Genomic DNA, 15,302 nt, shown 5'->3' with positions numbered 1-15,302 from the left:
CAAACAACGCGCGAAAATAGTTCTTATCTTTCGAGCCGGAGCGGTGCTGGCTGGCTCACCCCGGTCACTTACTAAAGTAAGCGCCGGGGATCCACTCGATAGCCGCCTTGCTTCAGCTCAAAACCTGGCAAGTATAAATTCGCGCGCTGCCATGAAAACTACTTATTTCGCCAAACGCTTCTGGTGCTCGCTGGCTGCCTTAACGAAGCCGGCGAAGAGTGGATGACCGTCACGCGGCGTTGAGGTGAATTCCGGGTGGAACTGACACGCAACAAACCACGGATGGTTCGGGATCTCAATGATCTCGACCAGCTGATCGTCACCAGAACGCCCGGCAACGCGTAATCCGGCCGCTTCAATCTGCTTTAACAGCATATTGTTGACTTCATAGCGGTGGCGATGGCGCTCAACGATGGTGTCAGAGCCATACAGCTGGCGCACCAGGCTGTCCGGCGTCAGCTGACACTGCTGGCTGCCCAGGCGCATGGTGCCGCCCAGATCGCTCTTCTCAGAACGCACTTCAACGTTGCCCTCTTCGTCGCGCCATTCGGTGATCAGCGCCACGACCGGGTACTTACAGTCTGGCACAAATTCCGTTGAGTTCGCATCCGCCATACCGGCTACGTTACGCGCGAACTCCATCAGCGCGACCTGCATCCCCAGGCAGATGCCCAGGTAAGGAATATTGTTTTCACGCGCGTAGCGAGCGGTCATCAGCTTGCCTTCCACGCCACGGTAGCCGAAGCCGCCAGGGATCAGGATAGCATCCAAATCTTTCAGAATTTCTACGCCACGGCTTTCCACATCCTGCGAATCGATCAGCTTGATGTTGACCGTTACGCGGTTTTTCAGGCCGCCGTGCTTCAGCGCTTCAATCACCGACTTATAGGCATCCGGCAGCTCAACATATTTGCCGACCATGCCGATGGTGACTTCGCCGCCCGGATTGGCTTCTTCATAGATAACCTGTTCCCATTCGGCCAGGTTCGCTTCCGGCGCGTTCAGGTTGAAGCGCTTGCAGATATAGTCATCCAGGCCCTGCGATTTGAGCATACCCGGAATTTTATAGATAGAATCAACGTCTTTCAGCGAAATAACCGCTTTTTCCGGCACGTTACAGAACAGCGCGATTTTCGCCCGCTCGTTGGCCGGCACGGCGCGGTCTGAACGGCAGATCAGCACGTCAGGCTGGATGCCGATAGAGAGCAGCTCTTTCACCGAGTGCTGGGTTGGCTTGGTTTTGACTTCACCCGCCGCCGCCATATAAGGCACCAGCGTCAGGTGCATGTACATGGTGTGCTCACGGCCAACGTCAACCGCCATCTGGCGGATCGCTTCAAGGAACGGCAGGGATTCGATGTCGCCGACGGTGCCGCCGATTTCCACCAGTACCACGTCGTGACCTTCGCCACCTTCGATGATGCGTTCTTTAATGGCGTTGGTAATGTGCGGGATCACCTGAATGGTCGCGCCCAGATAGTCGCCGCGACGCTCTTTGCGCAGCACTTCCGAGTAGATACGGCCAGTGGTGAAGTTATTGCGGCGGCTCATTTTGGTGCGAATGAAGCGCTCATAGTGGCCCAGATCGAGATCCGTTTCCGCACCGTCATCGGTGACGAAGACTTCGCCGTGCTGAGTAGGGCTCATGGTACCCGGATCCACGTTGATATATGGGTCCAGCTTCATGATGGTCACATTAAGACCACGTGCTTCAAGAATGGCGGCCAGGGAGGCTGCGGCAATGCCTTTACCCAGAGAGGATACGACCCCGCCGGTCACAAAAATATAGTTCGTTGTCATGCTGAACCTGAGAAAGTAGGTTTAAAGACGATGGAATAACCAGGACGGGAAAACAGTATACGGGATTCCCCTGCATGCCACAATTAATCGTTTCCGGTTATGTGCCAGCCATCGTATTGACCGTCACGAGAGTACCCGATTCTCTGCGTGCTGAAGTTGATTGCGATCACACTTTTGTTGAATCGAGTCAGCGAGTTATTCGCCACGAGGGAATAATCCGACCGCTGCCAGGATAGCAAAGCGGAAAAAACAAAAGGGGCGCGCTGGCCCGCCGCGAAGGACGGGCTCACGGACGGGAGAAACAGATTTTCCCTTTTCAGGCCCTGTTATTCCTTCGCCTTCACCTGCTGCCAGGCGGCCTCCATTTGTTCCAGCGTGGCCTCCTGCATTGGCAATCCCTGTGCGACGATAATTTCTTCTACCTGACGGAAGCGACGCTCGAATTTATCGTTGGCTTTTTGCAGCGCCGTTTCCGCTTTGCTGCCCAGATGCCGCGAGAGATTAACCGTGGCAAACAGCAGATCGCCAATCTCCTCTTCCAGCTTTTGCTGGTCGATGACCGCCTGTTTGGCTTCGTGCATCACTTCATCAATTTCTTCGTAAACTTTGTCCAGCACCGGGCCAAGCGTATGCCAGTCAAAGCCGACGTTGCTGCAACGCTTCTGGATTTTGTGCGCGCGCATCAGCGCGGGCAGCGCGCGAGGAATATCGTCCAGCGCCGAGTGCTGCGCTTTACCGGCACGTTCCTGCGTTTTAATCGCTTCCCAGTTCGCCAGCACCTCTTTGCTGTCGCGAACCTGCGCGTCGCCAAAGATATGCGGATGGCGACGCTCCAGCTTGTCGCTGATGGTCTGGCAAACGGCATTAAAGTCAAAGCGCCCTTCTTCCTGCGCCATCTGCGCATAGAACACCACCTGAAACAGCAGATCGCCCAGCTCGCCCTGCAGGTCGTCAAAATCTTCGCGGCTGATGGCGTCCAGCACTTCATAGGTTTCTTCAAGGGTGTAAGGCGCGATGCTGGCAAAGGTCTGCTCACGATCCCACGGGCAGCCAGCTAGCGGATCGCGCAGGGTTTTCATGATGCCCAGCAGGCGATCGATAGCGTTCATAACGGAGTCCATTTGTAAGGAAGAAAAAAACGACTATACGGCATGGCAAGGCAAAATTCATGCAGGGAAAGGAATAAAGCTTCGGTCATCAGCAGGCCACCTGCGCCCGGCCAGCGCGCTATCCCCTGACAGGGATAAACGCGGCCGGCGCGCAAAACGGCAACCAGGCAGCAGGCTTGCAGGGTCGTCGCCTAAGCAGGCCTGTCCGGGCAGGGGGAAGGCATTAATGCAGCCTTCTGGCGTCAATGATATCCGGCACCTGGTTCAGCCTGGCCAGCACGCGGCCCAGCACCTGCTGATTGTAAATTTCGATATCCATATCGATAGTCGCCAGCTGCTTTTTGGTATCGCTCCTGCTGGAGACGCCCAGCACGTTGACCTTCTCGTTGGCGAGGATAGTCGTGATGTCGCGCAGCAGGCCGCTGCGATCGTTGGCGGTGACGCGCACCACCAGCGAGTAGCCGCTGGAGTAGCTTTCGCCCCACACCGCATCGACAATTCTTTCCGGCGCGTGCGACATCAGCTCGGTCAGCTGATCGCAGTCGGCGCGGTGGATAGAGATGCCGCGTCCCTGGGTGATAAAGCCGGTGATATCGTCGCCGGGGATCGGCTGGCAGCAGCGGGCGATATGGTGCATCAGGTTGCCGACGCCCTCGACCACCACGCGGCCGCTCTCCTTGCTGCGCGGCACGGAGGATTTCAGCGTCAGCTGGCGCAGCGCCTCGCGATCTTCTTCTTCCGCGCTCGGCTTGTTCAGCTTCGATTGCAGGAAGTTGCTCATCTGGTTCAGACGAATATCGCCGCCGCCGATAGCGGCCAGCAGCTCGTCCAGCGAGTTGACGTTATAGCGCGGCAGCAGCAGCTTTTCCGCCTCTTTCAGGCTGATATCCAGGTGATCCAGCTCGTTATCGAGGATCTGCTTGCCCGCGACGATATTTTTATCGCGATCCTGCTTACGGAACCAGGCGTGAATTTTTGATCGCCCACGGCTGGTGGTGACGTAGCCCAGGTTGGGATTCAGCCAGTCGCGGCTTGGGTTCGGCTGCTTTTGGGTGATGATGTCGATTTGATCGCCCATCTGCAGCTGATAGGTAAAGGGCACGATGCGGCCACCGATTTTTGCGCCGATGCAGCGGTGGCCGATATCGCTGTGGATATGGTAAGCAAAGTCCAGCGGCGTGGAGCCGGCGGGCAGATCCACCACGTCGCCTTTAGGCGTAAACACATAGACGCGATCGTCAAAGACCTGGCTACGCACCTCGTCCAGCATTTCGCCGGAGTCCGCCATCTCTTCCTGCCAGGCAATCAGCTTACGCAGCCAGGCGATACGCTCTTCGTGCCCCGACGCGCCGCGCGCGCTGCCGGTCGTGCCGCCCTCTTTGTACTTCCAGTGTGCGGCCACGCCCAGCTCGGCGTCTTCATGCATCTGCCGCGTGCGGATCTGGATCTCAACGGTTTTGCCCTTCGGCCCCAGCACCACGGTATGAATCGACTGATAGCCGTTCGGCTTGGGATTGGCGACGTAGTCGTCAAATTCGCTGGGCAGGTGGCGATAGAGCGTATGCACTATCCCCAATGCGCCGTAGCAGTCCTGCAAACGTTCGGCGACGATACGCACGGCGCGCACGTCAAACAGCTCGTCGAACGCCAGCGATTTTTTCTGCATCTTGCGCCAGATGCTGTAGATATGTTTCGGGCGGCCGTACACTTCCGCTTTGACGCCCTGCCTGACGATCTCGTCACGCAGCGACTGCACGAAAGTGTCGATATACTGCTCGCGGTCGATGCGGCGCTCGTGCAGCAGTTTGGCGATGCGTTTGTATTCATCCGGGTGCAGATAGCGGAAGCAGAAATCCTCCAGCTCCCATTTCAGCTGGCCTATCCCTAAACGGTTAGCAAGCGGCGCATAGATATTGGTGCACTCTTTGGCGGCAAGCACGCGCTCGTCTTCCGGCGCGTCCTTCACCTCGCGCAGATGGGCGATACGCTCGGCCAGCTTGATTACCACGCAGCGGAAATCTTCCACCATCGCCAGCAGCATGCGCCTGACGTTATCGACCTGCTCCGAAGCCATAGAGTCGTTGTGGGTCGCTTTCAGCTGGCGGATGGCGTCCATATCCCGTACGCCGTGCACCAGCGAGACGATGGCTTTGCCGTACTTTTCTTCCAGCACCTCTTCGGACACCACGCCCGCGTCCGCCAGAGGAAAAAGCAGCGCGGCGCGCAGGCTTTCGCTGTCCATGCTGAGCATGGAGAGGATCTCCACCATTTCGACGCCGCGCCAGAGCAGGAGCGCCGCATCGGGATGATGGCGGGTGGTTTCTTCGCAATAGCGCCAGGTATCGGCCAGTCGTTCGCATGACTGGGGATTCGCGATCCCCAAACTGGTGATCCACTGGTCGAGCGCAAACTCACCGGCCGTATTCAGATGTGCACTTCTTACCGCAACCATATCCTCTCCAAACTTCCTTCCGGGAAGCTATTTTCGGCTGAATAACACCATGGATTCGACGTGCCCGGTATGCGGAAACATATCAAGCAGGGTAATCCTTTCTGGTCGATAGCCGGCAGCCAGGAAAATCTGGCTGTCCCGGGCAAGTGTAGTCGGATTACAGGAAACATAGACCACGCTTTCCGGCGCAAGTTTAATAATGTGAGGGATCGCTTCTGCCGCGCCAGCGCGGGCCGGATCCAGCAGTACCTTATTAAAACCTTCCGCCGCCCAGGGCTGCGCCGTCACTTCTTCTTCCAGGTTATGCTGATAAAATGCAATGTTATTCAGATTATTCAGGCCCGCATTATACGCACCCTTTGCCACTAATGCTGCAACCCCCTCCACACCGGTGACATTTTCCACCCGCTTTCCTGAAGGAAGCGTAAAGTTTCCCATGCCGCAGAACAGATCCAGCAGGCGGTCGGTGGGCTGCAAATCCAGCCACGCCATCGCCTGAGCCACCATCTGCTGATTCAGCTCGCCGTTGACCTGAATAAAGTCGCGCGGGCTGAACGTCAGCGTCAGGCCGTCGAGCTGATAGAACGGCATCTCGCCAGCGATCTGCTCCAGCGTTTCGCTGTCCGGCGCCAGAAAAAGCGCGACCTGCTGGCTATGCGAAAACCGTTCCAGTTTCTCTCTGTCTGCCGCGCTGAGCGGATCGAGATGGCGCAGCACCAGCAGCGGGCCGTTGTCCGCCAGTACCAGCTCGGCATGGCCCAGCCTTCTTACGGCCTGCAGGCTGCTTAGTACCTGGTGCAACGGCTGCAGCAGTGCATCAAGTTCGGGCTTCAAAACGGGGCATTGCGTAATGGCGACCAGCTCGCTGGAGGCGGCCTGGCGAAAGCCCATTTGCAGCGTCTGGCTGCGCGCATGATAGTGCAGGCCCAGACGAGCGCGGCGGCGGTAGCCGTACGCGCTGCCAGCGATAATATTCTCCACCGCCACCGGCTCGCCAATTTGCTGGCTCAGCAGGCGCGACAGCGCTTTGGCCTTGCTGCGCTGCTGGAGCTCGGGCGAAGCGTGCTGCTGCTGGCAGCCGCCGCAGCGGCCAAAGTAAGGACAGGCTGGCGCAACCCGTTCCGGGCTGGTCGACAGAAGCCGTTTTGTCCTGGCCCGCGCCCAGCTGCGTTTCTCTTCCACGATTTCTACTTCCGCCTGCTCGCCGGGCAGCGCGCCGCTGACAAACAGCGTTTTGCCATGATAGTGCGCCACGCCCTGGCCGGAGCCGTCAAGGTCAGTAACCGTCACGGTCATGATCTGGCGGGTCGTCACGCGCCGTTTTGCAGAGTAGAATTGCGCCATTACTTTTGTCTCGACAGTGGTTAAACCCGCGTAGCCTACACCAGCATCAGGATTAATTCGACTGGCGACGGCGCCACAGGATAATTATGACCAAATACAGCCTGCGGGCACGAATGATGATCTTGATTCTGGCGCCTACGCTGATGATTGGGCTGCTGCTGAGCACGTTTTTTATCGTGCATCGCTATAACGAACTGCAGCGCCAGCTGGTGGATGCCGGCATCAATATTATCGAACCGCTGGCGGTTTCCAGCGAATACGGCATGACGTTCCACAGCAAAGAGGCGGTGCGGCAGCTGGTCAGCCTGCTCCACCGTCGCCATTCCGATATCGTGCGCGCCATTACCGTTTTCGACGCGCAGAATCAGCTTTTTGTCACGTCCAACTATCACGCCAGCGCCGACAAGCTGCGTCTGCCGGCAGACGCGACCTTCTCTACCCCCTTCAGCTATCAGCGGCTGGGCAATTCGGTCATTCTGCGCACGCCCATTTTATCGGAAAGCTATTATCCCGACGAGTCGCCGGTCGAGGACGCCAAACCCAACGGCAATCCGCTGGGCTATGTCGCCATTGAACTGGATCTGCAGTCGGTGCGGCTGCAGCAGTATAAAGAAGTTTTTGTTTCCACCCTGCTGCTGCTGCTCTGCCTTTGCCTGGCCATGCTGTTCGCCTATCGTCTGATGCGCGACGTCACCGGCCCGATCCGCGATATGGTCAATACCGTCGATCGTATTCGACGCGGCCAGCTGGACAGCCGCGTCACGGGCCATATGCTCGGCGAGCTGGATATGCTGAAAAACGGCATTAACTCAATGGCGATGTCGCTGACCGCCTATCACGAAGAGATGCAGCAAAATATCGATCAGGCGACGTCCGATCTGCGCGAAACCCTGGAACAGATGGAGATCCAGAACGTCGAGCTGGATCTGGCTAAAAAACGCGCCCAGGAGGCCGCGCGAATTAAGTCGGAGTTCCTGGCGAATATGTCGCACGAGCTGCGCACGCCGCTTAACGGCGTAATTGGCTTTACCCGCCAGACGCTGAAAACACCGCTGAATATTACACAGCGCGACTATCTGCATACCATTGAGCGTTCGGCCAACAACCTGCTGAGCATCATTAACGACGTGCTGGATTTCTCCAAGCTGGAGGCGGGCAAGCTGGTGCTGGAAACCATCCCGTTCCCGCTGCGCGCCACCCTGGATGAAGTCGTCGTCCTGCTGGCGCCGTCCGCACATGAAAAAGGGCTGGAGCTGACGCTGAGCATTCAGTCCGACGTGCCCGACAACACCATCGGCGATCCGCTACGCCTACAGCAAATCATCGTCAACCTGTTGGGCAACGCGATTAAGTTTACCGAACACGGCAACATCGATATCTGCATTGAGAAGCGCTCCCAGAGCAACAACCGCGTTGACCTTGAGGTGCAGATCCACGATACCGGCATCGGCATCGCTGAAAAGCAGCAGTCGCAGCTGTTCCAGGCTTTCCGCCAGGCCGACGCCAGCATTTCCCGACGCCATGGCGGCACCGGGCTGGGGCTGGTGATTACGCAAAAGCTGGTTAACGAAATGGGCGGCGAGATCTCTTTTCATAGCCGGTTGAATCAGGGCTCCACCTTCTGGTTTCACGTCAACCTGGCGCTGAACCCGAATGCCGCTCAGGATCCGCGCGCCGTAGCCTGTCTGGAAGGCAAAACGCTGGCTTATATAGAGGCGAATCCAGCCGCCGCGCAGGCCACGCTGGCGCTGCTGGCCAGCACGCCGCTGGCCGTCAGCTATAGCCCAACGCTTGCCGGGCTGCCGCAGGCGCATTACGACACGCTGCTGATTGGTTTGCCGGTCAGCCAGGAACCTTCGCGGCAGCTGCCCTGGCAGGCGCTGCCCGCGCTCGAGCGTGCGGATAATGTGATTATGGCTCTGCCCTGCCAGATGCAGACCTGGGCGGAAGAGCTGAAAGATAAAGGCGTCAGTGCCTGCCTGCTGAAGCCGGTTTCGCTGTCACGGCTGCTGCCGGTGCTGCTCGATCACCATACCCGCGAAGAAAACGATCTGCCCCGCCGCCACAAGCTGCCGCTGACGGTGATGGCCGTCGATGACAATCCGGCGAACCTGAAGCTGATCGGCGCTCTGCTGGAGGAACAGGTTGAACGGGTGGTGCTGTGCGACAGCGCGATGATGGCGATCCAGCAGGCGAAAACCCAGCCGCTGGACGTTATCCTGATGGATATTCAGATGCCGGAAATTGACGGCATTCGTGCCAGCGAGCTGATCCGCGAGCTGCCTGCGCACGCCTCCACGCCAATTGTCGCCGTGACGGCGCATACGCTGGATGGCGAAAGAGCGCAGCTGATTAAGGCGGGCATGAACGATTATCTGGCCAAGCCTATCGACGAGGCCAGGCTGGAAAACCTGCTGCTGCGCTATGCGCCGCACAAAGCGCAGCCTCTTGCCGCGCCGGGCGCGCTTTCTGCCTCTCTGGACTGGGATCTGGCGCTGCGTCAGGCGGCCAACAAGCCCGATCTGGCGCGCGATCTGCTGCAAATGCTGGTGGATTTCCTGCCTGAAGTGCAGAAACAGGTTGAAAGCCATATGGCGGAAGGCGACGTCGGGGCGCTGCGCGATATCATTCATAAACTGCACGGCAGCGCCAGCTACAGCGGCGTTCCCCGCATGAAGCAGCTGTGCCAGCAGCTGGAGCAAAGCCTGCGCGGCGGCATGCCCGTTGAAGACGTCGAGCCGGAGCTGTTTGAACTACTGGACGAGATGCAAAACGTCGCCCGGCTGGCGCAGGAAAAGCTGACGAGGGTAGCGGGCAAGGGACGCTGAGGCCAGGCGTTGCGCCAGCAAGGAAAACACAACGGCCCGGCCTGAGAGAAAACCAGCGGAGCAGCAGGCCGATGCAAAAGGCTTGTTGTTACAGAAGCCCTGTTTGCTCTCAGACTGTACCGGGCGCGCTTGCCCATCCGGCCACGGCAAACAAAACGTAGTGAACGAGTCAGGAAAGTTTCTGGCCAATCGCCAGCGCGGCGGCGATATTCCGTGCCGTCATGCGCACGTTATCCGCCGCATTTTCCAGCGCGTCGTCCAGCGTACAAATGCTGTAAATAACGCTGAATACCGCATCCAGACCGTGCTGATGCACGACCGCGACATCTTTGGTCAGGCTGCCCGCGATGCCGATAACCGGCTTGTTATAGCGCTTGGCGACTTTCGCTACCCCGATCGGCACTTTGCCGTGAATGGTCTGGCTGTCAATGCGCCCTTCGCCGGTGATCACCAGCGTGGCGTCCCGCACCAGCTCGTCCAGCCCCAGCGCCTCGGTCACGATTTCAATGCCGCGCCGCAGTTCCGCACCGCAAAAAGCGTGCAGCGCCACGCCCATCCCGCCTGCCGCGCCGCCGCCAGGGATCGACAGCACGTCGATATCCAGATCCCGCCGGATAATCCGGGCATAGTGCGCCAGCGCGTTATCCAGCTGTTCCACCAGCTCCGGCGTAGCCCCTTTCTGCGGGCCGAACACGGCGGAAGCGCCCTCTTCGCCCAGCAGCGGATTGGTGACGTCGCAGGCAACCTCAAAACGGCAGTTTTTGATCCGCGCATCCAGTTCGCTGATGTCTATCGTCGCCAGATCGTTAAGCCTGCCGCCGCCTAAACCGATTTGTCTGCCCTGGCTGTCGAGCAGTTTTGCGCCCAGCGCCTGCACCATACCCGCGCCGCCGTCATTGGTTGCGCTGCCGCCGATGCCGATAATAAAACGCTGTACGCCCTTATCCAGCGCGCTGCGGATCAGTTCGCCGGTGCCAAAAGAGGTGGTGATCAGCGGATCGCGCCGCGCCGCAGGCACCAGTTCCAGCCCGCTGGCCGCCGCCATTTCGATATAGGCGCAGCTGTCGTCACCGGAAAGACCGTAAAAGGCGTCGACCTCTTCGCCCAGCGGGCCGGTGACGCGCAGGCGTACGGTTTTGCCGCCCGTCGCCGCCACCATCGCCTCGACCGTGCCTTCGCCGCCGTCCGCGACGGGCAGTTTGACATACTGAGCTTCGGGGAATATTTCCCTGAATCCCTGCTCGATTTGCGTGGCGACCTGCTGAGCCGACAGGCTTTCTTTATACGAATCCGGTGCGATTACTATTTTCATACGTTAATCCGTGCGCGGGGCCGGGAAGGTTCCGGCCTGGTTCAGCAGGCCGGACCACGGGACTATTTGATTTCGACTTTCGCCAGTTTTTCGTAATAGCAGGCCAGCGCGCTGTGATCGGCCGTGCCCAGCCCGTCAGCTTTCAGCGCCTGCATCATTTCCATTACCGCCGCCGTGAGCGGCAGCTGCGCGCCTACGCCGTGCGACGTATCCAGGGCGTTAGCCAGATCTTTAATATGCAGATCGATACGAAAACCCGGCTTGAAGTTGCGGCTCATCACCATTGGCGCTTTGGCATCCAGCACCGTGCTGCCCGCCAGGCCGCCGCGTATCGCCTGGTAGACCAGATCCGGGTTGACGCCCGCTTTGGTCGCCAGCGTCAGCGCTTCCGCCATTGCCGCGATATTCAACGCAACAATCACCTGGTTAGCCAGCTTGGTCACGTTGCCCGCGCCAATCTCACCGGTGTGAACCACCGAGCCTGCCATCGCTTTCATAATATCGTAGCACTTATCGAACAGCTCTTTGTCGCCGCCGACCATCACCGAAAGCGTGCCGTCGATGGCTTTAGGTTCGCCGCCGCTGACCGGCGCATCCAGCAGCGCGACGCTTTTTTTCGCCAGCGCTTCATGAATTTCACGGCTCGCCAGCGGCGCGATGGAGCTCATATCGATCACGATAGTGCCCGCCTTCGCGCCTTCGATTACGCCACCTTCGCCCAGCAGCACTTCTTTCACGTGCGGCGAGTTGGGCAGCATGGTGATAATCACGTCGCTCTGCTCCGCCACCGCTTTTGCCGAATCGCCGGACGTCGCGCCCAGCGCAACCAGCTCCGCCACGCTTTCCGCATTGTGATCGCGCACCACCAGCGAGTAGCCGGCCTTAATTAAGTTTTTGCTCATGGGCTTGCCCATGATACCCAGACCTATAAATCCGATTTTCATCTTTGTCTCCTGAACAGTGGGTTATTTTTTAAAGCGATCGCACAGGGCCTGCGTGGCGCCACGGAATACGCCTAAATCGCTGCCTACCGCAACAAAACCGGCGCCCCATTCCAGATAGCGGCGGGCATCGGCCTCCACCGGGGCCAGAATGCCGCTCGGCTTGCCGGCCGCTTTGGCGCGCTCAAAGATATATTTGATCACCTTCAGCACTTCCGGATGGGCGGGCTGCCCCAGGTAGCCCAGCGCGGCCGAGAGATCGCCCGGCCCGACGAAAATGCCGTCCACGCCTTCTACCGCCGCGATAGCGTCAATGTTATCCACGCCCTGCTGCGTTTCGATCTGCACCAGCACGGTGATGTTGTCGTTGATGATGGTGTTGTACTGCGGCACGGTGCCGTACATATTGCTGCGGTGCGAAACCGATACGCCGCGAATGCCCATCGGCGGATAGCGGGTGGAGGCCACCGCGCGCACCGCTTCCTCTTCCGTTTCGACAAACGGGATCAGGAAGTTGGAAAAACCGATATCCAGCAGGCGCTTGATGATGACCGGCTCGTTGGTCGGCGGCCGCACCACCGGCGCGCTGACGCTGCCCTTCAGCGCCATCAGCTGCGGAATAAAAGTGGTGATGTCGTTCGGCGCATGTTCGCCATCCAGCACCAGCCAGTCGAAGCCTGCCAGTCCTAACACTTCCGTGGTCAGCGGGTTAGCCAGCGCGCACCAGCTGCCGATTAAGGTTTCGCCTGCCAGCAGGCGCTGACGAAAGCTGTTCGGCGTATTTACGTAGCTCATCGGTTTCTCCAGAAATTGGGTTAGCGCACCAGGCATGGGCGTTTGTTGTCAAACGTCCAGTCCGGCACCAGGAATTGCATAGCCTGCGCGTCGTCGCGCGCGCCCAGACCGTGTTTCAGGTAAAGCTCGTGCGCTTTCATAACGCGATCCATATCCAGCTCTACGCCCAGGCCCGGCCTGTCCGGCACCTGTACCATGCCGCCCTTGATTTGCAAAGGCTGCTGCGTCAGGCGCTGGTTGCCTTCCTGCCAGATCCAGTGGGTATCGATAGCGGTGATTTTGCCGGGTGCCGCCGCCGCAACGTGGGTAAACATCGCCAGCGAAACGTCAAAATGGTTATTGGAGTGGGAGCCCCAGGTCAGGCCGAAGTCATGACACATCTGCGCAACGCGTACGGAACCCTGCATCGTCCAGAAGTGCGGATCCGCCAGCGGAATGTCGACGGACTGCAAAGAGAGCGTGTGCCCCATCTGACGCCAGTCGGTGGCAATCATATTGGTGGCCGTTGGCATGCCCGTCGCGCGACGGAACTCGGCCATCACTTCGCGACCGGAATAGCCCTGCTCCGCGCCGCAAGGATCTTCGGCGTAGGCCAGCACGTCTTTCAGCTGCTTGCCCAGCTCGATCGCTTCGTTGAGCGACCAGGCGCCGTTAGGATCGAGCGTAATGCGCGCCTCGGGAAAACGCTTCGCCAGCGCGGTCACCGCTTCGGCCTCTTCGCTCCCGGCCAGCACGCCGCCTTTCAGTTTGAAATCGTTGAAGCCATATTTTTCATAGGCGGCTTCCGCCAGGCGCACCACGGTTTCAGGCGTCAGCGCCTCTTCATGACGCAGGCGATACCAGTCGCAGCTGTCGTCCGGCTGGCTCTGATAAGGCAGCGAGGTTTTTCGGCGATCGCCGACGTAAAAGAGATAGCCCAGCATTTCCACGCGATCGCGCTGCTGCCCATCGCCCAGCAGAGAGGCAACGTTGACGCCAAGGTGCTGGCCCAGCAGGTCCAGCAGCGCCGCTTCGATGCCGGTCACCACGTGGATAGTGGTACGCAAATCGAAAGTCTGGTTGCCGCGCCCGCTCGCATCGCGATCGGCAAAGGTGTTGCGCACGTGGCTCAGCAGATTTTTATATTCGCCAATGCCGTGGCCGACCAGCAGCGCCGCCGCTTCTTCCAGCGTCTTGCGAATTTTTTCGCCGCCGGGAATTTCACCGACGCCCGTGTGGCCGGAATTATCTTTAATGATAACGATATTGCGGGTAAAGAATGGCGCGTGGGCGCCGCTGAGGTTCAGCAACATGCTGTCGTGACCGGCGACCGGGATGACCTGCATTTCTGTGATCAGTGGAGTAGCCTGACTCATAACGTATTCCTTCTGTAAGGTTCAGCGCCCAAAGGCCGGGCGTTTGCGATCGAATGTCCAGCCGGGGATCAGGTATTGCATGGCGGCGGCATCGTTGCGCGCGCCGCCGGGCAGCGTTTTATAAAGCGCGTGGGCTTTTTCAATTTGCGCCCAGTCCAGCTCAATGCCCAGCCCCGGCGCATCCGGCACGGCGATCTTGCCGTTGCGGATCTGCAAAGGTTCTTTGGTCAAGCGCTGATCGCCTTCCTGCCAGATCCAGTGGGTATCAATGGCCGTCGGCTTGCCCGGCGCAGCGGCGCCCACGTGCGTAAACATCGCCAGCGAAATATCGAAGTGGTTATTGGAATGGCAGCCCCAGGTCAGCCCCCAGTCGTCGCACAGCTGGGCGACACGCACCGCACCGCTCAGCGTCCAGAAGTGCGGATCGGCCAGCGGAATATCGACGGCGTTCAGCATTACGGCATGGTTCATTTCCCGCCAGTTAGTGGCGATCATATTGGTGGCAACCGGCAGGCCGGTCGCGCGGCGGAATTCCGCCATTACCTCACGGCCCGAAAAGCCCTGCTCCGCGCCGCACGGATCTTCCGCATAGGTCAGAATGCCCTGCATGTCTTTACACAGCGCGATAGCTTCATCAAGCAGCCAGGCACCGTTGGGATCGACGGTGATACGCGCTTCGGGAAAACGTTTTTTCATCGCTTTCACCGCGTCGATCTCCTGCTCGCCCGGCAGTACGCCGCCTTTGAGCTTGAAATCCTTGAAGCCATATTTATCCTGCGCGGCTTCCGCCAGCCGCACCACGGCCTCGCTGTCCATCGCCTTCTGATGACGCAGGCGATACCAGTCGTGCGGGGCGTTCTCGCCGTTCAGGTAAGGAAGATCGGTTTTTTCCCGGTCGCCGATATAGAACAGATACCCCAGCACCGTCACTTCATCACGCTGTTTGCCCGGCCCCAGCAGTTCCGCGACCGGTACGTTCAGGCACTGTCCCAGCAGATCCAGCAGCGCCGCTTCCAGCGCGGCCACCGCGTTGACGCGCAGTTCAAACGTCCACGCGCCTTTGCCGAAGGTATCAAAATCCGCCGACTGGTTGCCCAGATGCACCTCCTGCACCAGCCGGTTCATCCTGGCGACTTCCCGCCCTTTGACCTGGGGGACGGCATCCAGCAGCGTCTGGTAAATCGTCTCGCCGCCCGGCGCTTCTCCCACGCCGGTGTGTCCGGCGCTGTCGGTCAGCACCACGATATTGCGGGTAAAGTAAGCGCCGTGCGCGCCGCCGATATTCAGCAACATGCTGTCGTGTCCCGCTACCGGGATCACTTTCATATCGGTGATCACCGGGCTGCTTTGCGTCGTCATAACTCGT

10 protein-coding genes are annotated in these 15,302 nt (G+C 59.2%); 1 reads left to right on the top strand and 9 read right to left on the bottom strand.

The window, feature by feature from the left end:
* Positions 1–162: 162 nt before the first annotated feature.
* The 4 genes from pyrG to rlmD all read right to left on the bottom strand — a co-directional run bounded on the left by pyrG (position 163) and on the right by rlmD (position 6,705).
* Entirely contained in the window at positions 163–1,800 is a 1,638-nt protein-coding gene (gene pyrG / locus QZH36_RS10085) for a glutamine hydrolyzing CTP synthase (protein ID WP_253458853.1), read from the bottom strand.
* Positions 1,801–2,126: 326 nt separating this feature from the next.
* On the bottom strand, positions 2,127–2,909 hold the full coding sequence (mazG, locus tag QZH36_RS10080; protein WP_301730115.1) for a nucleoside triphosphate pyrophosphohydrolase: 783 nt from the start codon (positions 2,907–2,909) through the stop codon (positions 2,127–2,129).
* Between the two features lie 223 nt (positions 2,910–3,132).
* Positions 3,133–5,361: a GTP diphosphokinase gene (gene relA, locus QZH36_RS10075; RefSeq protein WP_253458847.1), complete on the bottom strand. Its 2,229-nt coding sequence runs from the start codon at positions 5,359–5,361 to the stop codon at positions 3,133–3,135.
* Positions 5,362–5,388: 27 nt separating this feature from the next.
* Positions 5,389–6,705 carry a 23S rRNA (uracil(1939)-C(5))-methyltransferase RlmD gene (gene rlmD, locus QZH36_RS10070; protein WP_301730114.1) on the bottom strand — a complete coding sequence of 439 codons (1,317 nt, stop codon included), beginning with the start codon at positions 6,703–6,705 and terminating at the stop codon, positions 5,389–5,391.
* 86 nt (positions 6,706–6,791) lie between these two features.
* Between rlmD and barA the strand changes: the two genes are divergently transcribed.
* Positions 6,792–9,533, top strand: coding sequence for a two-component sensor histidine kinase BarA (gene barA / locus QZH36_RS10065; RefSeq protein WP_301252641.1), 2,742 nt, complete (start codon positions 6,792–6,794; stop codon positions 9,531–9,533).
* Between the two features lie 169 nt (positions 9,534–9,702).
* Here barA and QZH36_RS10060 read toward each other — a convergent pair whose 3' ends face one another.
* From QZH36_RS10060 to QZH36_RS10040, 5 genes are all read right to left on the bottom strand, one after another.
* Complete coding sequence (locus QZH36_RS10060) at positions 9,703–10,845, bottom strand: glycerate kinase (protein WP_301730113.1); 1,143 nt, start codon at positions 10,843–10,845, stop codon at positions 9,703–9,705.
* A gap of 62 nt (positions 10,846–10,907) precedes the next feature.
* On the bottom strand, positions 10,908–11,789 hold the full coding sequence (gene garR, locus QZH36_RS10055; protein ID WP_301730111.1) for a 2-hydroxy-3-oxopropionate reductase: 882 nt from the start codon (positions 11,787–11,789) through the stop codon (positions 10,908–10,910).
* Positions 11,790–11,810: 21 nt separating this feature from the next.
* Positions 11,811–12,581 (bottom strand): 2-dehydro-3-deoxyglucarate aldolase, encoded by a 771-nt coding sequence (garL, locus tag QZH36_RS10050; RefSeq protein WP_253458833.1) that lies wholly within the window; start codon positions 12,579–12,581, stop codon positions 11,811–11,813.
* A 20-nt stretch (positions 12,582–12,601) separates the two neighbouring features.
* Complete coding sequence (gudD, locus tag QZH36_RS10045) at positions 12,602–13,936, bottom strand: glucarate dehydratase (RefSeq protein WP_301252642.1); 1,335 nt, start codon at positions 13,934–13,936, stop codon at positions 12,602–12,604.
* Between the two features lie 21 nt (positions 13,937–13,957).
* Positions 13,958–15,295 (bottom strand): enolase C-terminal domain-like protein, encoded by a 1,338-nt coding sequence (locus QZH36_RS10040; protein WP_301730105.1) that lies wholly within the window; start codon positions 15,293–15,295, stop codon positions 13,958–13,960.
* Positions 15,296–15,302: the final 7 nt, after the last annotated feature.

The organism is Erwinia wuhanensis (genome assembly GCF_030484085.1).
Taxonomy (GTDB): domain Bacteria; phylum Pseudomonadota; class Gammaproteobacteria; order Enterobacterales; family Enterobacteriaceae; genus Erwinia; species Erwinia aeris.
The sequence above is the reverse complement of the archived record's forward strand: the minus strand, read 5'-3'. Positions and strand labels throughout refer to the sequence as shown.